15 protein-coding genes are annotated in these 16,297 nt (G+C 70.1%); all 15 read right to left on the bottom strand.

Features of this window, described 5'->3' with window-relative positions:
- A partial coding sequence (locus tag J7E87_RS24270) for a flavodoxin-dependent (E)-4-hydroxy-3-methylbut-2-enyl-diphosphate synthase (protein ID WP_215096600.1) occupies positions 1 to 186 on the bottom strand: 186 nt, incomplete at its 3' end.
- 4 nt (positions 187 to 190) lie between these two features.
- On the bottom strand, positions 191 to 1,213 hold the full coding sequence (hpnH, locus tag J7E87_RS24265; protein WP_215096599.1) for an adenosyl-hopene transferase HpnH: 1,023 nt from the start codon (positions 1,211 to 1,213) through the stop codon (positions 191 to 193).
- A 5-nt stretch (positions 1,214 to 1,218) separates the two neighbouring features.
- Positions 1,219 to 1,878: a 1-hydroxy-2-methyl-2-butenyl 4-diphosphate reductase gene (locus J7E87_RS24260; RefSeq protein ID WP_215096598.1), complete on the bottom strand. Its 660-nt coding sequence runs from the start codon at positions 1,876 to 1,878 to the stop codon at positions 1,219 to 1,221.
- Positions 1,878 to 3,890 (bottom strand): squalene--hopene cyclase, encoded by a 2,013-nt coding sequence (gene shc / locus J7E87_RS24255; protein ID WP_215096597.1) that lies wholly within the window; start codon positions 3,888 to 3,890, stop codon positions 1,878 to 1,880. Before shc ends, J7E87_RS24260 begins: the two co-directional genes overlap by 1 nt.
- 140 nt (positions 3,891 to 4,030) lie before the next feature.
- Positions 4,031 to 5,098, bottom strand: coding sequence for a polyprenyl synthetase family protein (locus J7E87_RS24250; protein ID WP_374195221.1), 1,068 nt, complete (start codon positions 5,096 to 5,098; stop codon positions 4,031 to 4,033).
- 38 nt (positions 5,099 to 5,136) lie between these two features.
- The gene (gene hpnE, locus J7E87_RS24245; RefSeq protein WP_215096595.1) at positions 5,137 to 6,522 is read right to left on the bottom strand and encodes a hydroxysqualene dehydroxylase HpnE; all 1,386 of its coding nucleotides are present in this window, start codon (positions 6,520 to 6,522) and stop codon (positions 5,137 to 5,139) included.
- Between the two features lie 82 nt (positions 6,523 to 6,604).
- The gene (gene hpnD, locus J7E87_RS24240; RefSeq protein WP_251017899.1) at positions 6,605 to 7,543 is read right to left on the bottom strand and encodes a presqualene diphosphate synthase HpnD; all 939 of its coding nucleotides are present in this window, start codon (positions 7,541 to 7,543) and stop codon (positions 6,605 to 6,607) included.
- Positions 7,544 to 7,551: 8 nt separating this feature from the next.
- Positions 7,552 to 8,469 carry a squalene synthase HpnC gene (hpnC, locus tag J7E87_RS24235; protein ID WP_215096593.1) on the bottom strand — a complete coding sequence of 306 codons (918 nt, stop codon included), beginning with the start codon at positions 8,467 to 8,469 and terminating at the stop codon, positions 7,552 to 7,554.
- Between the two features lie 490 nt (positions 8,470 to 8,959).
- A complete protein-coding gene (locus J7E87_RS24230) occupies positions 8,960 to 9,766 on the bottom strand; it encodes an ABC transporter ATP-binding protein (protein WP_215096592.1) in 807 nt (268 codons plus the stop codon).
- Positions 9,759 to 10,688, bottom strand: coding sequence for an ABC transporter permease (locus J7E87_RS24225; RefSeq protein ID WP_215096591.1), 930 nt, complete (start codon positions 10,686 to 10,688; stop codon positions 9,759 to 9,761). Before J7E87_RS24225 ends, J7E87_RS24230 begins: the two co-directional genes overlap by 8 nt.
- A gap of 96 nt (positions 10,689 to 10,784) precedes the next feature.
- Complete coding sequence (locus J7E87_RS24220) at positions 10,785 to 11,630, bottom strand: glycosyltransferase family 2 protein (protein ID WP_215096637.1); 846 nt, start codon at positions 11,628 to 11,630, stop codon at positions 10,785 to 10,787.
- 68 nt (positions 11,631 to 11,698) lie between these two features.
- Positions 11,699 to 12,478, bottom strand: a complete 780-nt coding sequence (locus tag J7E87_RS24215) for a CDP-alcohol phosphatidyltransferase family protein (protein ID WP_215096590.1) — start codon at positions 12,476 to 12,478, stop codon at positions 11,699 to 11,701.
- Positions 12,456 to 13,517, bottom strand: a complete 1,062-nt coding sequence (locus tag J7E87_RS24210; RefSeq protein WP_215096589.1) for an iron-containing alcohol dehydrogenase family protein — start codon at positions 13,515 to 13,517, stop codon at positions 12,456 to 12,458. The genes J7E87_RS24215 and J7E87_RS24210 overlap by 23 nt, the downstream gene beginning before the upstream one ends.
- Complete coding sequence (locus J7E87_RS24205; RefSeq protein ID WP_215096588.1) at positions 13,505 to 14,242, bottom strand: sugar phosphate nucleotidyltransferase; 738 nt, start codon at positions 14,240 to 14,242, stop codon at positions 13,505 to 13,507. Before J7E87_RS24205 ends, J7E87_RS24210 begins: the two co-directional genes overlap by 13 nt.
- A complete protein-coding gene (locus J7E87_RS24200; RefSeq protein ID WP_215096636.1) occupies positions 14,239 to 16,224 on the bottom strand; it encodes a DUF5941 domain-containing protein in 1,986 nt (661 codons plus the stop codon). The genes J7E87_RS24205 and J7E87_RS24200 overlap by 4 nt, the downstream gene beginning before the upstream one ends.
- Positions 16,225 to 16,297: the final 73 nt, after the last annotated feature.

Here is a 16,297-nt window from a genome sequence, read left to right as displayed (position 1 = left end):
CGCGATCTGCTGCAGCGTCGCGGCGATGTCGCAGGTCCGCGTGGTCGTCATCGACTGCACCGACACCGGCGCGTCCCCGCCGACAGCCACCGAACCGACCTGGATACGCCGCGAGGTGCGGCGTATCGCGATCGGCCGGGCCGGCAGCTCGGGGAGCCCCAGTGCGACCGGCTCTCCTTGGTACATCACGTCACCCGCGGCTTCCCGAGACGGTGTCACGCGCCGCCCTGAGGGACTCCTTGAGGGAGCCCATGGTGGCGAGGACGGCGGTGGGTTCGTAGCCGCAGTGCGCCATGCAGTTGGCGCAGCGCGGGTCCTTGCCGCGGCCGTACTTGCTCCAGTCGGTCTCCTCGATGAGCTCCCGGTAGGTGGGGACGTATCCGTCGGCCATCAGATAGCAGGGGCGCTGCCAGCCGAAGAGCGAGTAGTTGGGGATCGCCCACGCCGTGCACGGGAAGTCGGCCTTGCCCTCGAGGAAGTCGAGGAAGAGCGGCGAGTGGTTGAGCCGCCAGCGCCGCCGGTTGCCGCCAGCGAAGGACTTCTTGAAGAGCTCGCGGGTCTGTTCCACGCCGAGGAAGTGCTCCTGGTCGGGCGCCTTCTCGTAGGCGTAAGCGGGCGAGATCATCATCTCGTCCACCTTCAGGTCGTCATTGAGGTAGTTGAGCACCTCGATGACCGTCTGCGGGGTGTCGGTGTTGAAGAACGTCGAATTGGTGGTGACCCGGAAGCCGCGCCGCTTGGCCTCCTTGATCGCCTCCACCGCCTCGTCGAACACCCCTTCCTTGGCGACCGATTCGTCATGCCGCTCGCGCAGTCCGTCGATGTGCACGGCAAAGGCGAAGAAGCGAGAAGGGGTGAACTCCTCGATCTTCTTCCGCAGCAGCATGGCGTTGGTGCAGAGGAACACATACTTTCTCTTGGCGACCAACTGCCGGACGATCTCATCGATCTGAGGGTGCATCAGCGGCTCGCCGCCCGCGATGGAGACCATCGGCGCCCCTGACTCGAGCACAGCCCCCACCGCCTGAGCGACCGGCATGCGCTGCTTCAGGACTCCGGCCGGGTGCTGGATCTTCCCGCAGCCCTCGCACTTCAGATTGCAGGCGAAGAGGGGCTCCAGCTCGACGATGAGCGGGAACTTCTCACGCTTGCGGAGCTTCTGTTCAAAGAGGTACGTCCCGACCCTGATGGTCTGACGGAGCGGCATGGCCATCTAGCTCACCTCCTGGGGAGCAGCAAAGAACGGTGCCATTCAAAGAATGCAGGAAGGACAGCGCGAAGAACTCGGAAGGCTGATATTCCACCGCGCACCGTGCCAATACGGACCAGCTCATGCTCCGGAGCGTCCACGACCACCCGGACGGCCGCAACCGGGCGGGGCCCGGCACTCACAGCGCCGCGGAGCGTGGCCGCGGACTCCATGTCCACGGCGATCGCCCCGGTGGCGCGCAGGTCGGCCCGCTCGTGACCGTGCACCACATGGTCGGACCCGATCAGCGGCCCGGTGTGCACGGTGCGTCCGGGCACGGCCCTGGCCACCGCCTTGACCATCAGTTCCGGATCTGTACAGGCCGTGGCGCCGGCGGCGTGCCGGGTCTCGTCCGCGACGACCAGGTCCCCGGGGTGCATCCCGGGAGCGAGCCCGGCGCAGAAACCGGAGGCGACGACCGCCGCGTTCCGCAACGGCCCGTCACCGCCCAATGCGGCCAGCACGGCACGCTCCGCGTTCTGCGGCCCCATGCCGGTACGGAGCACCGTCACCGGGCCGAGTGCGCCACTGCGGTCGCCGCCGCGCAGGGCGAGCTTCTCGATGCCGAGCGCACAGGCGATCAGCAGCGGCGCGGCGGAGCCTGGCGACGGTTCCGGGGATCCTTCCATCAGCCCCCCTCGCGGCTGCCCGCGCGGAGCGCGAACGGCTCACCGTGCACATAGCGGCCCAGAGCCGTGAGCGGGAAGACCTGCCGGTAGAGGTGGTAGTTGATGGAGAAGTCCCAGGGGAAGCCCGTGCCGGTGAAGTACGGCTCGTCCCAGGACCCGTCCGCCTGCTGAGTCTCGGCGAGCCAGGCCACGCCCCGCTCGACCGACTTGCTCTCCCGCTCCCCCGCCGCGAGCAGCGCGAGCAGGGCCCACGCGGTCTGCGAGGCGGTGGAGGCGCCGTGGCCGATCCACTGCTCCTCGCGGTACGAGCGCAGGTCCTCGCCCCATCCGCCGTCGTCGTTCTGGACGGATTCGAGCCAGCGCACGGCCCGGCGGATCGCGGGGTGCGAGAGCGGCAGCCCGGCCGCGGTCAGCGCGGGAACCACCGACCCCGTTCCGTATACGTAGTTGACACCCCAGCGCCCGAACCAGGCGCCGTTCGGCTCCTGTTCGGCGAGCAGCCACTCGACGCCGCGCCGGGTGCGGGGGTGCTGGGCCCTGCCCTCGTAGGCCAGCATCTCGACGACATGCCCGGTGACGTCGGCCGACGGCGGGTCGATGACCTCGCCGAAGTCGCAGAACGGCAACCGGTTGGGAAAAGCACTGGTGTTGTCGGCGTCGAACGCGGCCCAGGCTCCGTTCCTGGACTGCATCCCGAGGGTCCAGCCGCCGGCCCGCGCGACCGCCGCGTCGACAGCGTGCGGATCGGGGTGCTTGACCCGTCGCAGGGCGAGGATCACCTCGGCCGTGTCGTCGATGTCCGGGTAGTAGTCGTTGTGGAACTCGAACGCCCAGCCGCTGGGGGACAGTTGGGGCCTGCGTACGGCCCAGTCGCCGGGCCGTACGATCTCCTCGGCCAGCATCCAGTCGGCGGCCTTGACCAGCGCCGGGTGATCCGCCGGCAGCCCGGCGTCGGCAAGGGCGATGGTGGCCAGGCAGGTGTCCCAGACGGGCGACTGGCAGGCCTCGATCATCCGCGCGCCGTCCTCGCGCCATAATGCGAACCGGTCGAGCGACTCGAGACCGGCCCGCATCACGGGGTGCTGAAGGTCGTAGCCGAGCAGATGCAGTGCGATCACGGAGTAGACGGCCGGCGGCTGGATGCCGCCCCAGCACCCGTCGTTCTCCTGGCGCTCGATGATCCAGCGCGCCGCGGCATTCATGGCCGCTTTGCGCAGTCGGCGCGGTGCGACCTTGTGATAGAGGTGCAGCGCCTTGTCGGCGCGCTGGAAGAATCCGTCCCAACTGGCCGCGGCGGCAAGAGGCTTGGGCGGGTTCGGCAGCCGCGCGTCGGTGTGCAGCTCGTCGAGCGCGAAGGGCGCGGGGCGCACCGGCCGCTTCGCCGAGACGACGGTCAGCGGCACAATGGTCTGGCGCGCCCAGCAGCCGAAATCGTAGATGTTCAGCGGGAACCACTTGGGCAGGAAGATCAGTTCGGGCGGCAGTTCGGGGAGGTCGTCCCACTTCCACCAGCCGAACAGCGCCAGCCAGATCCGGGTGAAGACCCGGCTCGCCGCGATGCCGCCCCGTTCCCTGATCCAGGCGGAGGCGCGCGCCATGTGCGGATCGTCCGGCAGGTCACCGGCCAGCCGCAGCCCGACGTAGGCCTCGATGGTGGTGGAGAGTTCGCCGGGCCCGCCGTAGAAGGTGGCCCAGGTGCCGTCCTCGCGCTGCTCGCCCCGGATGAAGCGGGCGGCTGCCTCGGTGGTCCGCGGATCCTGGATACCGAGAAACTGACGGAGCAGCAGATCCTCGGCGTCCATCGTCACATTGGTCTCGAGGTCGCCCTTCCACCAGCCCTGGGCGTCCTGGCGACCGAGCAGATGCTCGACGGAGCGTTGTGCGGCCCGTCCGGCGGCTTCGAGGACGTCGCGCGCGGCGGGGCGCTCGGCGGGATGAGTGTCGGTTGCTCTACTGGCCGCGGCTGCGCCGGCCCCCACGGGCCCGCTGCTTCCGTCGGTCGTCGCTGTCATGGCTTCCCCTTCGTTGCAGTGGTTCTCTGCTGTGCTGGGGTCTGACGTCGGCCGGCGCCCGGTTTCCCGTGCACCGGCCGGCGACTGCTCGGGGCCTGGGGGCTAGCCCCCAGAAGACACGCGCATACGGGCGATGGCGATCATCTCTTTCGTACGACGACGAAGTCCGCGAGCGCGACGAGCTGCGCCCGTACCTGTCCCGGCATGTCGACGCGGTCCAGGGCCTCGATCGCGACGGCATGCTGCCTGCGGGCCTCCTGCGAGGTCCATTCGCGGCCGCCCGCTTCTTCGATCAGGGCGGCTCTGGTGGCGAATTCTTCCTCGGAGAAGCTGTCGAAGTCATTGCTCTTTGCGTCGGCGGCGAGCAGCTCTCCGAGGCGCTTTGAGGCCGGACCGCCCGCGGCGAGCGCGGCGACGACCGGAAGGGACTTCTTGCGCTGGCGCAGATCGCTCCAGGTCTGCTTGCCGGTGGACTCCGGGTCGCCCCAGATGCCCAGCAGATCGTCGACGGCCTGGAATGCGAGCCCGAGGTGGTATCCGTACGCCTCCAGCGTGTCGGCCGTACGGTCGTCCGCCCCGCCGAGCACCGCGCCGATGGAGACGGCGCAGGCGAGCAGAGCGCCGGTCTTGTTGCCCTCCATCTCCAGGCACTCCTCGACGGTGACCCGCTCGCGGTGCTCGTAGGAGATGTCCTGGGCCTGGCCGTCGATGAGCTTGCGCGTGGCGGTGGTCAGCCGGCGCGTCGCGCGGCCCGCCTCGACGGTCCCGAGCTCCAGCAAAACCTCGCCCGCGAGTGCGAACAGCGCGTCGCCGACGAGGATCGCCTGGGCCGGTCCGTGCACCTTCCATACGGTGTCGCGGTGGCGGCGCTGCTCGTCGCCGTCCATCAGGTCGTCGTGCAGCAGCGAGAAGTTGTGCACCAGCTCCACGGCCACCGCGCCGGGGATACCGACCTCGGGGGCGGCGCCTGCGGCCTCGGCGGACAGCAGCGCGAGCGCGGGGCGCACGGCCTTGCCGCCGTCCCCGTCGGCGGGCCTTCCTTGCGCGTCGATCCAGCCGAAGTGGTAGGCGGCGACGGTGTTCATGGGCGGCGCGAGCCGGTCCACGGCTGCGCGCAGCACAGGGGTGGACATGGTCCGCCCACGCTCCAGCAGAGCGACGATGTCGACTCCCGTTGCGGTGTCATCAGCCGGGCTCGCCGAGGGCACAGTCGGCACGGTCTCTCCTCTTGTTCCAGTACTGAAGCTCACGCCGCCTCCTTGAGCGGATGTTCATGGTGGCGGCCGAGCGCGGAGAGTGCGGCGCCGGCGGCACTGAAGCCGCTGCGTACGGCGCTCTCCATGGTCGCGGGCCACCCGGTGGCGGTCCACGAGCCCGCAAGGTACAGGCCGGGGGCCCGGGTGCGCGCACCCGGCCTCAGCCGGCCGACGCCCGGGGCCGGGGCGAAGGTCGCCGTCCGCTCCCGGGTGACGAAGAAATCGCTCACCGTGGCGCCTCGCGCGGCGGGCAACAGTCGCTCCAGCTCGGGCAGATACCGCTCGCGCAGTACGGCGACGGGCGCATCGATCTCGTCCTGGGCGGCGGACTGGGACAGCGCCAGGTACTGGCCGACTTGCAGTCCGGATGCCTCGGTGCGGTCGAAGACCCACTGGACCGGGGTGCCGAGCGCGGCGAAGAAGGGACGGCGCAGCACCTTGCGGTCGTACAGGACATGGATGTTGAGGATCGGCGCGGTGCCGATGTCGAGCAGCCGGTCGGGGTCGTCCAGGGCCCCCTGGGGCAGCAGCGCATGGGCCTCACGCTGCGGTACGGCCAGGACGACCGTGTCCGCCTCCAGTCGCTCGCCTACCACCTCGACCTCCCAACGCCCCAGGCCTGCACGGGAGATGCGCCGTACGCGGGTCGAGAGCTCGGTGCGTACACCGGCCGAGTCGAGTGCCTTGCGGGCCAGCGTGTCGTGCAGGTCCCCGAGCGGCACTCGCGCCCAGCCGATGTCGGCGGCGCCCGGCTCGGAGAGCAGTCCGGTCTTGAAGACCATGGCGGCCAGGCCCATCGAGGCGTTCGACGCGGTTGCGTTCAGCGTCGCCACCCCGACCAGGTCCCAGAGGGCTTCGACGGTACGCCGCGACTGGCCGTGACGGCCCAGCCAGGTGGCGAAGTCGATGCCGTCCAGCGCCGGGTCGGCCGGGTCCAGCTTGCCGAGAGCCAGTGCGGCGCGCCCGACGGACGCCCGTTCGGCGAGTGAGAGGTGCGGATAGGTGGCGAGTCCTGCGGCGAGGTGCAGCGGTACGGGCAGCGCGGTGCGGCGCAGCCGTCCCAGACGCGGTCCGCGCGCCGGTGCCACGTCCAGTACGGGCACGTCCAACCGGTCCTGCAGCGGGGCGAGATGAGCTCCGTCCACCCGGTCGAGGAACCAGCGGTAGGCGGTGCAGCAGCGCAGATAGACATGCTGGCCGTTGTCGACGGTGAGGTCATTGCGGCGGAAGGAGAAGGCGAGACCGCCCAGCCGAGGCCGGCCTTCGAGGAGGGTGACGCCGACTCCCGCGTCGGCAAGTTGCAGCGCCGCGGTGACTCCGGCGAGTCCTCCGCCGACCACCACCGCGTGCCTGGACCCCATGTCGTCGTCCCTCATGCGACCTCCCCTCGGGCCGTTGCAGTCTGGGACGCGACGGCGCACCGGAGGGTTGCCCACCGGTTCTCCGCGTTCGCCCGCATCAGGCACGCCCCCTGAGTTTCTGCCGGGTGACATGCCGCGCGTCGAGTCCGGAAAGCCCGCGTACGGCGACGTACGCCTTCTCGCGTCCGGGGAGCGACACGCGGCCGCGCAGCACAGCCTCGGGGTCGCGTTCGATGCGGTCGAGAAGACGTCGGTAGATGCCGGCCATCGCGGCGACGCAGGCGCCGCTTCGCCGGTCGAGCATCGGCAGCAGCCGGTAGCCCTCGGCGAACAGCGCGCGGGCGCGGCGTACCTCGAAGTGCACAAGGCCGGCGAAGTCGGAGCCGGCCGGCGGGGTGGTGCTGTAGAAGCCCGCGGTACAGCCGAACTTGGCGAGGTCGTCGGCGGGCAGATAGGTGCGGCCGTTGACCGCGTCCTCGCGAACGTCCCTGAGGATGTTGGTGAGTTGGAGAGCGAGTCCCAGCGTGTCGGCGTACTCGGAGGCGCGTTCGGCGCCGCGCGCGCCGGGCTGGGTGCCGAACACGCCGAGCGAGAGCCGCCCGATCGCGCCCGCGACACACCGGCAGTACGTCTTGAGTTCGTCCCAGGTCTCATAGGTCTCGCCGCGTACGTCCATCAGCACGCCGTCGATGAGCTCGTCGAGCCCGCCGAGCGGAAGCGGAAACCGTCGCGCCGCGTCCGCGAGCGCGACCGCGACCGGGTCGATGTCGTCCTCGTCGACCGCGCCCCGGCGGATCCGCTCCAGCAGTTCCCGCGTCCTCTCGAGCCGGTCCCGCTTGGCCTCCGGGGCGAGGCTCCCGTCGCCGATGTCGTCGACCCGGCGGGAGAACGAGTACAGCGCCGACATGGCCTGTCGCTTGTCGGTCGGCAGCAGCCTGATCCCGTAGGCGAAATTGCGCGCCTGCCGCCCGGTGACGGCCTCGCAGTAGCTGTACGCGGCCTGCACCGGCGCGGGCACCTCCGTCGGTCCCTCCATCGTCCGGCTCACCCCTCTCTACGCGCTCTTCGCAAGACAGCTCCCACCTCGCGCAGCAGCTGCGCCTTGGCGGGCTTGGGCGGTCCGGTCAGGACGTCGTGTCCGGCGGCCTCGATCGCGGTGAGGGCCGCGCGCCCCCCGCCGACGAACCCGGCGAGCAGCAGGCGCAGCCTGCCGTGGACGCTGCCCACCAGGGAGGTGCCCTCATTCAGCAGCTGCCGTGCGCGTTCGGCTTCGTACGCGAGAAGCGAGCGCACCGCCGCGCTCCCGGTCCTGGCGGCCAGATCGGCCTCGGTGACATGGAAGCGGCGCATGTCCTCGGCGGGGAGATAGATCCGGTCGCGCCCCAGGTCCTCGGCCACGTCCTGGAGGTGCTCGACGATCTGGAGGGCGGTGCAGACGGCGTCGGAGCGGCGGACTCGCTCGGGGCTTACGGTCCCCGTGATCTGCAGCACCAGGCGGCCGACGGGGTTGGCGGACAGTTCGCAGTACGCGAGGAGTTCGTCGTACGTCTTGTAGCGCCCCACCAACTGGTCCTGGCGGTTGGCCTCGATCAGGCCGAGGAAGGGCTCGGGGGTGAGCGAGCGGCGGCGCACGGTCGGCTGGAGGGCGTGCAGCAGGGGATGGCGCGGTTCGTCGTCGGCGGCGAAGACCCGGCGCAGATCGGCCTCGAAGGCGTCGAGCATCGCGAGCCGGTCGTCGGCCTGCGCGGGGTCGACGCCGAGGTGGCGGGCGTCGCCGCCGCCGGGCGCGAGGTCACCGTCGCCGATGTCGTCGACGAGGCGGGCGTAGCCGTACACCGCCATCAGGTCATCGCGCCAGGCTCGCGGCAGGAAGAAGGGGGCAACCGGGAAGTTCTCGTCGGATGCCTTGTCGAGGGTGGCGCGCGCGGGAGCCTCGCGGCGCGCCTGCCGGGTGCCAGTCATGCGTGACTGCCCGGCGCGGGGACGGCGAAAGCCTCACAGAGCTGGAGATTTTCCGTCATTGCCGTCACATCTCCCGTTCTACACTGCCGACCCCTGCCGACCCAATACATCCTATTTCGGACACGCCGCCGGTCCCTCCCGACTGAAGGGGGGACCGCCTGGCGGACGGGATGCCTAGGGGGTATCGCCCCACTTGCCGCGATTCAGCACTGGTACAGCTTACGTTGTACAACGCCCAGTGATACGCCAGGGTGTTGCGCGCATTACAAGAACACTCCAATCCGCGCCAACCTTCCCCCGAACCGCGGGAATTGACCCTTTTTGACGGCCCGACGGTCCGACGATCCGGAGATCCGGAGATCCGACGGTCCGGCGGTCCTTGCCGGATCGCCGGTGCCGCGCCGAGGACGCCGCTACCCTCTCCGGAGACGCAGAAGACCCCCGCCCGGATACGGATGCCACGGCGGGGGCCTCTTTGACCGGCTGCGGGCTACCTGCCGGTTTCCTTCTCGTACGCCTTGATGACCTCGTCGGTCGGGCCGTCCATCAGCAGCTCGCCCTTTTCCAGCCACAGGACGCGGTCGCAGGTGTCCCTGATCGAGCTGTTGCTGTGGCTGACCAGGAAGACCGTTCCGGCCTCCTTGCGCAGCTCACGGATGCGCTGTTCGGAGCGCTTCTGGAACTTCCGGTCACCGGTGGCCAGCGCCTCGTCGATCATCAGGACGTCGTGATCCTTGGCCGCGGCGATGGAGAAGCGGAGCCTGGCCCCCATGCCGGAGGAGTAGGTGCGCATCGGAAGGGTGATGAAGTCGCCCTTCTCGTTGATCCCGGAGAAGTCCACGATCCCCTGGTAGCGCTCGCGGACCTCTTCACGGGTCATGCCCATGGCCAGACCGCCGAGGATGACATTGCGCTCACCGGTCAGATCGCCCATCAGCGCGGCGTTCACGCCGAGCAGCGAGGGCTGGCCGTCGGTGTAGACCTTGCCGCTCTCCGTCGGCAGCAGACCCGCTATGGCGCGCAGCAAGGTCGATTTGCCGGAGCCGTTGGTGCCGATCAGACCGATCGCCTCGCCGCGGTACGCGGTGAAGGAGACGCCGCGTACGGCGTGCACCTTGCGGACACCGCGGGACTCGCCCTTGTCCCGCCGCACGATCCGGCTCAGCGCGGCGGTGGCGCTGCCCCTGCCACCGCTGCCGCCGAGCACGCGGTACACGATGTGCACATCGTCGGCGATGACGGTGGGAACGCGGGCGCCATCGTCGGCTCTCTTGTCGTTCTTTTCGAGATCAGCCACGGCCGTACCGTTCCTCAGCCTTCCAGAAGTACACGAACCCGGCGATGCCGAAAAGGATCGCCCAGCCGAGCGCGAAGGCCCAGATGTGCGGAGGCAGGTTCTCGGTGCCATAACCGTCGATCAGCGCGAACCGGATGAGGTCCATGTAGATGGCCGCCGGGTTCCACTGCAGGACATCGGCGATCCAGGCCGGCTTGTCCTTGAGCATCATCGGGATGGAGAACATGACGCCGGACGCATACATCCAGGTCCGCATGATGAACGGCATCAGCTGGGCGAGGTCGGGCGTCTTGCTGCCAAGACGGGCCATGATCATCGCCATGCCGGTGTTGAACACGAACTGCAGTGCCAGCGCGGGAAGGATCAGCAGCCAGGAAAGCTTCGGGTAGCTGCCGAAGCCGATCGCGATCAGGAACAGCACCAGCATCGAGAACAGCAGCTGCTGGAGCTGCTGCAACGCGAAGGAGATGGGCAGGGCGGCGCGTGGGAAGTGCAGCGCGCGGACGAGACCGAGGTTGCCCGAGATAGCGCGGACGCCCGCCATCACCGAGCTCTGGGTGAAGGTGAAGACGAAGACGCCGGTCACCAGGAACGGGACGAAGACCTCGTTGGGGATCCCTTCCCGGGTCCCCAGGATGAGCCCGAAGATCAAGTAGTAGACCAGCGCGTTGAGCAGTGGCGTCGCCACCTGCCACAGCTGGCCGAGCTTCGCCTGGCTGTACTGGGCCGTCAGCTTTGCCTGCGAGAAGGCCAGGATGAAGTGGCGCCGGCCCCAGAGCTGCCGGATGTACTCGGCCAGCCCCGGTCGGGCACCGCTCACCGACAGGCCGTACTTGGCGGCCAGCTCCGCCGGGGTCAGACCGTCGTCGGGCGACGGGCGAACGCTGGTCGCGATCGCACCGTCTTGGGTCGTGTCACTCACAAGTTGAAACTTTCGTGTTCAAGATGCGCGGCAGTAGGGCTCTCAGGTGGCGGCCAGGTCCCGGAGGTACGCCCGATTTTCTCAGAACCGAGCTTGTCAGATGACAGGAGGTCGGCCCAGTCGGGTGAGCCGCCATACCGTACGCCATTTCATCGGACGGCGCGGACCGCAGGGCGTCCGCCAGCCCTCCTTGAAGCCGCCGAACCACGCCTTCAGGGCAGGCAGCGAGGGGCGCCGGGCCAGTGTGAGCAGCACCCAGACACCGATGTAGACGGGGACCAGGGGCGCGGGCAGATTGCGGCGGGCGAGCCAGACCCGGTTGCGGGCCACCATCCGGTGGTAGACCGCGTGCCGGGACGGCGGCATCGTCGGGTGGAAGAGGACCATGTCCGCGCGGTAGTCGATCGCCCAGCCGGCGTCCAGCGCCCGCCAGGCGAGGTCCGTCTCCTCATGGGCGTAGAAGAATTCGTCGGGCAGTGCGCCGACCTCGGCGAGCACCGTCGTACGCACGGCGTTGGCGCCGCCGAGGAAAGTCGTCACCCGCGAGGAGCGCAGCGGGTCGGAGGCGCGCAGCCGCGGGACGTGGCGGCGCTGGGTGAGCCCGGTTTCCGGGTCGGCGATCCGGAAGCTGATGATGCCCAGCCCGGGATCGGCCGCGAAGGCCTCACGCACCAGCTCGCCCGTGTCGCTGCAGGGCAGCAGACCGTCGTCGTCGAGGAAGAGCAGCGCGTCGACGCCGGAGCCGGACGGGCCGAAGGCCTCGATGCCGACGTTGCGGCCGCCGGGGATGCCCAGGTTGTCGGGCAGGTTCACGGTGCGTACGCCGTCGGGGACATCGATCACCGGGGCACCGTTGCCGACCACGACCACCTCGATCGGGTCGCCGTCCTGCTTCGCGACCGAGTCGAGGAGTGCACGCAGCTCGTCCGGCCGGTTGCCCATCGTGATGATGACCGCGCCGAGCTTCAGCGGCGTCGGGGGTTCGGGTGTCGTCCCCGGCGAGAACGCTGTCACTTGAGCCTGCTGGAAGCCAGGATGGACACCAGGTGCAGCACCGTCTGGAGCAGCGCGATGCCGGCAAGCACGGCGACGCCGAGGCGCGTGAAGAACAGACCGCCCTGGATCGCGTCCAGGACGGCGAGCACCAGGATGAGCAGGGACGCCTCGATGCCGAGGACGAGCCGGTGGAACTTCAGCGCGGCGGCGGCCCGGCGGGCCAGTGCCATGCCGGACGAGCGCGGCTCGGCCGCCGCCTCCTTGACCGGCGGCAGCCCGCCTTGATGGCGGGCGACTCCGACCAGGTCGGTCTCGGCCTTGATCAGGATCGCGCCCAGCGCGGCGAGGGTTCCGAGGAAGGCCCACAGCCAGTCGATCGGCCCGGGGCCCCACAGGTCGGCGGCACGCAGGCCGAAGCCGACCAGGACCGCCGCGTCGCACAGGTAGGCACCGACGCGGTCCAGGTACACGCCGGAGAGCGAGAACTGCTTCTTCCAGCGGGCGACCTCGCCGTCGACGCAGTCCAGCAGCAGATAGAGCTGGACCGCCACGACGCCGAGGACGGCGCCCCAGATGCCCGGCACGAGCAGGGCCGGGGCCGCGAGGACACCGCAGATGGTCATCAGGTACGTCAGCTGGTTCGGCGTGACGTTGGTGGTGACCAGACGGCGGGTGATGCGCAAGGAGATCTCGCGCATGTACAGGCGGCCGCCCCAGTGCTCGCCGCTTCGCCGGTCCTTGACCCCCTCGGGGTGAACGACCGGACGGAGTTCAGCTACTGATGGTCTTGGCATATTCGGCGTACGCGTCCCTGATCTGGTCGGTGGAGAGGTCGAGGTGCTCCAGGATGGTGAAGCGGCCCGGTCTGGTCTGCGGTGCGTACTCCACGGCCTTGACGAACTCGTCGACGGAGAACCCGATTTCCTCGGGCAGCACCGGCAGGCCGTGCCTGCCCAGCACCTCGGCGAAGAGTCCGGACTGGTCGTGCGCACCCCGCAGGTACATCGCGAAAGCGGCACCGATGCCGACCTGCTCGCCGTGGCTGGCGGCGCGCTTGGGGTAGAGCAGGTCGAAGGCGTGGCTGATCTCGTGGCAGGCGCCGGACGAGGGGCGGGTGTCCCCGCTGATCGACATCGCGATGCCGGAGAGCACGAGCGCCTCGGCGAGGACCGTGAGGAACTCGTCGTCGCCGACCCCTCCCGGGTGGCGCAGTACGGCCTCGCCGGCGGTGCGGCCCATGGCGGCGGCGAGGCCGTCGACGGGTTCGCCGTTGATGCGGTGGGACAGCTCCCAGTCCGCGATCGCGGAGATGTTGGAGATCGCCTCGCCGATGCCGGAGCGTACGAAGCGGACCGGCGCCTCACGGATGACATCGAGGTCGATGACCATGGCGATGGGGGTGGGGACGCCATAGGAGCCGCGGCCGTTGTCGTTGTCCAGCGTGGCGACCGGGGAGCAGATGCCATCGTGCGAGAGGTTCGTCGCGACAGCCACCATCGGCAGGCCGACCCGGGCCGCCGCATACTTCGTGACATCGATGATCTTGCCGCCGCCGAGGCCGACCACGGCGTCATACCGCTTGCCCCTGATGTCGTCGGCGAGCTTGACGGCGGAGTCGATCGTGCCGCCGGCGACCTCGAACCAGGTGGCGCCCGGCAGTACCGGCGAGAGCTTCTCGCGCAGCGCCTGGCCGGAGCCGCCGCTGATCGCGATCGCGAGCTTGCCGGCGGAGGAGATCCGCTGGTCGGCCAGGAGGCCGGCCAGATCGTCCAGGGCGCCGCGTGCGATGTCGACGACGACCGGCGACGGGATCAGTCGGGTCAGTACAGGCACGCGATCTCACGGCCCTTCGCGAGGTCGTCGTGGTTGTCGATCTCGACCCACTTGACGTCGCCGATGGGGGCCACGTCCACGGTGAAGCCGCGGTTCACGAGCTCCTGGTAGCCGTCCTCGTAGTAGAGGTCGGGGTCGCGCTCGAAGGTGGCCTTCAGCGCGTCGGCGAGCTCGTCGGCGGCCTCGGGCTCGATGAGGGTGACGCCGATGTACTCGCCGGTGGCGGTGGCCGGGTCCATGAGCTTGGTGATCCGCTGCACGCCCTTGCCCTCGGCGGTGATGACCTTCATCTCCTCGTCGGCGAGGTGCTTCACCGCGTCGAGGGCGAGGATGATCTTCTGGCCGTTGCCGCGGGCGGCGAGCAGGGTCCGCTCGACGGAGACCGGGTGCACGGTGTCGCCGTTGGCGAGGATGACGCCCTGCTTTATGACGTCACGGGCGCACCACAGGGAGTAGGCGTTGTTCCACTCCTCGGCCTTGTCATTGTCGACGAGGGTGAGCTTCAGGCCGTACTTCGCCTCGAGGGCCGCCTTGCGCTCGTAGACGGCTTCCTTGCGGTAGCCGACGACGATGGCCGCCTCGGTGAGTCCGATCTCGGCGAAGTTCCCAAGGGTGAGGTCGAGCACGGTGGTGTCGCCGTCGACGGGCACGAGGGCCTTCGGGAGCGTGTCGGTGTAGGGGCGAAGACGCCGTCCGGCACCGGCTGCCAGTACAAGGCCGATCATGCGGGTTCTCCTTCGTCATGTACGGCGGGTGCTCCGGAGGACACCCAGAAACGGATGCTCTCCACAAGCACTACGAGTGCGACGACCACAGCGAGGGCCGTCAGCGCGATGGTGAAGTCTGTGCCGGCGAGCAGGGCGGCCAGCAGCGTGACCGCCAGGACCCGCCCCTCTTGCCCGCCGATGACCCGCACCAGCCAGTGCGGGGGCGCCCCCGTACCGCCGCGGATGCGGTACACCGTGTCGTAGTGATGGTAGGCGACGGCCGCCACCAGTCCGAAGGCCGCGGGCAACGCTCCGTTCACCTCTGCCCGGGCGGCGAGCGCCAGGACGGTGCAGTATTCGGCGGCCCGGAACACCGGCGGGACGAGCCAGTCGAGCGCGCCCTTGAGGGGGCGGGCGACGGCCATGCCCGAGGTGATGACATACGCCACAGCCGCTACGACCGGCCAGAACGAGCCGTAGTCGGTGAACGTGGCACTCGCCACAAGAGCGGCGCCGCCGGCCAGGGCGACCGCGAACGGCCCGAACGCGGGGAGCTTGCCCGCGACCGTCCGGAAGGCACGCGCGGCGCTCTCGGCGAGCGGGCCCGAGTCGGTCAGGTCGGCGAGCGCCCGGGCCGCGCGGTCGGTCCTGTGGGCCTTGCGGGTCAGCGAGCGCAGGACGCGGCCCGCGGTGGTGTAGCAGGCGGCGAAGGCGCAGCCGATGAGCAGTGCGTAGAAGACGATCCGGGGCGTGGCCACGGCCGTGAGCACGGCGATCATGGCCCAGCGCTCGCCGATCGGCAGCACGATCATGCGGCGCAGCCAGACCGTCCAGCCCACGCTGTCGAGCTTCTCGGAGAGGGCGGCGGTGGGTCGGCCGGTCACCGATTTACCAGCGGCCGTCGCGTCGTGGTTCGCCTCGTTGAAGGAGAAGTCCACGACATGGCGGCAGGTCTGCAGCACCATCGCGCCGAGTGCCAGCGCCCACACGTCGTCGCCGCCGCGGGCGGCGCCGAGGGCGAGACCGGCGTAGTACGCGTACTCCTTGGCGCGGTCGAAGGTCGCGTCCAGCCAGGCGCCCATCGTCGAGTACTGCAGCGAGTAGCGGGCGAGCTGCCCGTCGGTGCAGTCCAGGACGAAGGAGAAGAGCAGCAGCACACCCGCCGCGATGTAGCCGCCGCGGGTGCCGGTGGCCGCCGCGCCGGCCGCGATCAGCGCGGTGAACAGCGAGGCAGTGGTGACCTGGTTGGGGGTCAGTCCGCGCCGCGCGCACCAGCGGGCGAGATAGCGGGAGTACGGGCTGACGCAGAAGGTGGTGAAGAAGCCGTCGCGGGCCTTCACGGCGGAGCGCAGCCGTACGTCCTCGTCGTCGACGGCGGTGACGGCCTGCCGGGCCTCGTTACGGGCCTGGGGGTCACCGGGCACGGTCGCCACGAGCGACCCCAGCTCGGGCCGGTGCACGGCGGTGCCGTCGGCGTCGAGGGCGTCGGCGAGCGCGTCGGGCCCCACCGGCGTCCCCTCGCCCGCGCTGTCGTCGGCTGTCCGTACCGCGGCACGGACAGCCGACGGGGCGTCGCCGGCGTCGGCCATGGCACCCGCTGTCTCTGCGGCAGCACCGGACGGTCGGCCGACGTCGGCCGCGGCACCCTCGGTAGCGGCACCCGCCGGCGCGGGTCCGGCCGGGCCGGACGGGGTCCCTGTGTTCGCCGCGACCGACAGAGCCCGGGTCAGAGCAGTACGTGCCTCCGGCTGGACCGTCAGTGCGCCCGGGACCGCGGCCGCCGGGAAGCGGGGGTCCGTCAGCGCCAGCCGCAGGGCGTGGACGTGCCCCACGAAGCGGGTGTCGACGACGGCGACTCGATCGGTGCCCGGCACCGCCGCGACCAACGCCGCGGTGTCCCGGGCGCCCGAGGCGACCCGCACGTCGAAGCCCAGCGACCGCAGATCGCCCTCGAGCGACGATCCGGGTACCGGCGGACCGGTGAGGATGGCGGTCGACAGACGAACTCACTCCTTGGAACTGACGGTGAAGATGCGCGGCGGCTCGGCCCGTATACGGTCGGCGGCACGTCGG

Source organism: Streptomyces sp. ISL-1, assembly GCF_018614585.1.
GTDB classification, from domain to species: domain Bacteria; phylum Actinomycetota; class Actinomycetes; order Streptomycetales; family Streptomycetaceae; genus Streptomyces; species Streptomyces maoxianensis.
The sequence above is the reverse complement of the archived record's forward strand: the minus strand, read 5'-3'. Positions and strand labels throughout refer to the sequence as shown.

Bases quoted from the DNA above. Each gene is read 5' to 3' on its own strand.
- J7E87_RS24215 (WP_215096590.1), bottom strand. From the start codon at position 12,478: ATGCCAAGACCATCAGTAGCTGAACTCCGTCCGGTCGTTCACCCCGAG.
- hpnC (WP_215096593.1), bottom strand. From the start codon at position 8,469: ATGACTGGCACCCGGCAGGCGCGCCGCGAGGCTCCCGCGCGCGCCACC.
- hpnH (WP_215096599.1), bottom strand. From the start codon at position 1,213: ATGGCCATGCCGCTCCGTCAGACCATCAGGGTCGGGACGTACCTCTTT.
- hpnE (WP_215096595.1), bottom strand. From the start codon at position 6,522: ATGAGGGACGACGACATGGGGTCCAGGCACGCGGTGGTGGTCGGCGGA.
- shc (WP_215096597.1), bottom strand. From the start codon at position 3,890: ATGACAGCGACGACCGACGGAAGCAGCGGGCCCGTGGGGGCCGGCGCA.
- J7E87_RS24220 (WP_215096637.1), bottom strand. From the start codon at position 11,630: ATGGGCAACCGGCCGGACGAGCTGCGTGCACTCCTCGACTCGGTCGCG.
- J7E87_RS24260 (WP_215096598.1), bottom strand. From the start codon at position 1,878: ATGGAAGGATCCCCGGAACCGTCGCCAGGCTCCGCCGCGCCGCTGCTG.
- J7E87_RS24205 (WP_215096588.1), bottom strand. From the start codon at position 14,242: ATGATCGGCCTTGTACTGGCAGCCGGTGCCGGACGGCGTCTTCGCCCC.
- hpnD (WP_251017899.1), bottom strand. From the start codon at position 7,543: ATGGAGGGACCGACGGAGGTGCCCGCGCCGGTGCAGGCCGCGTACAGC.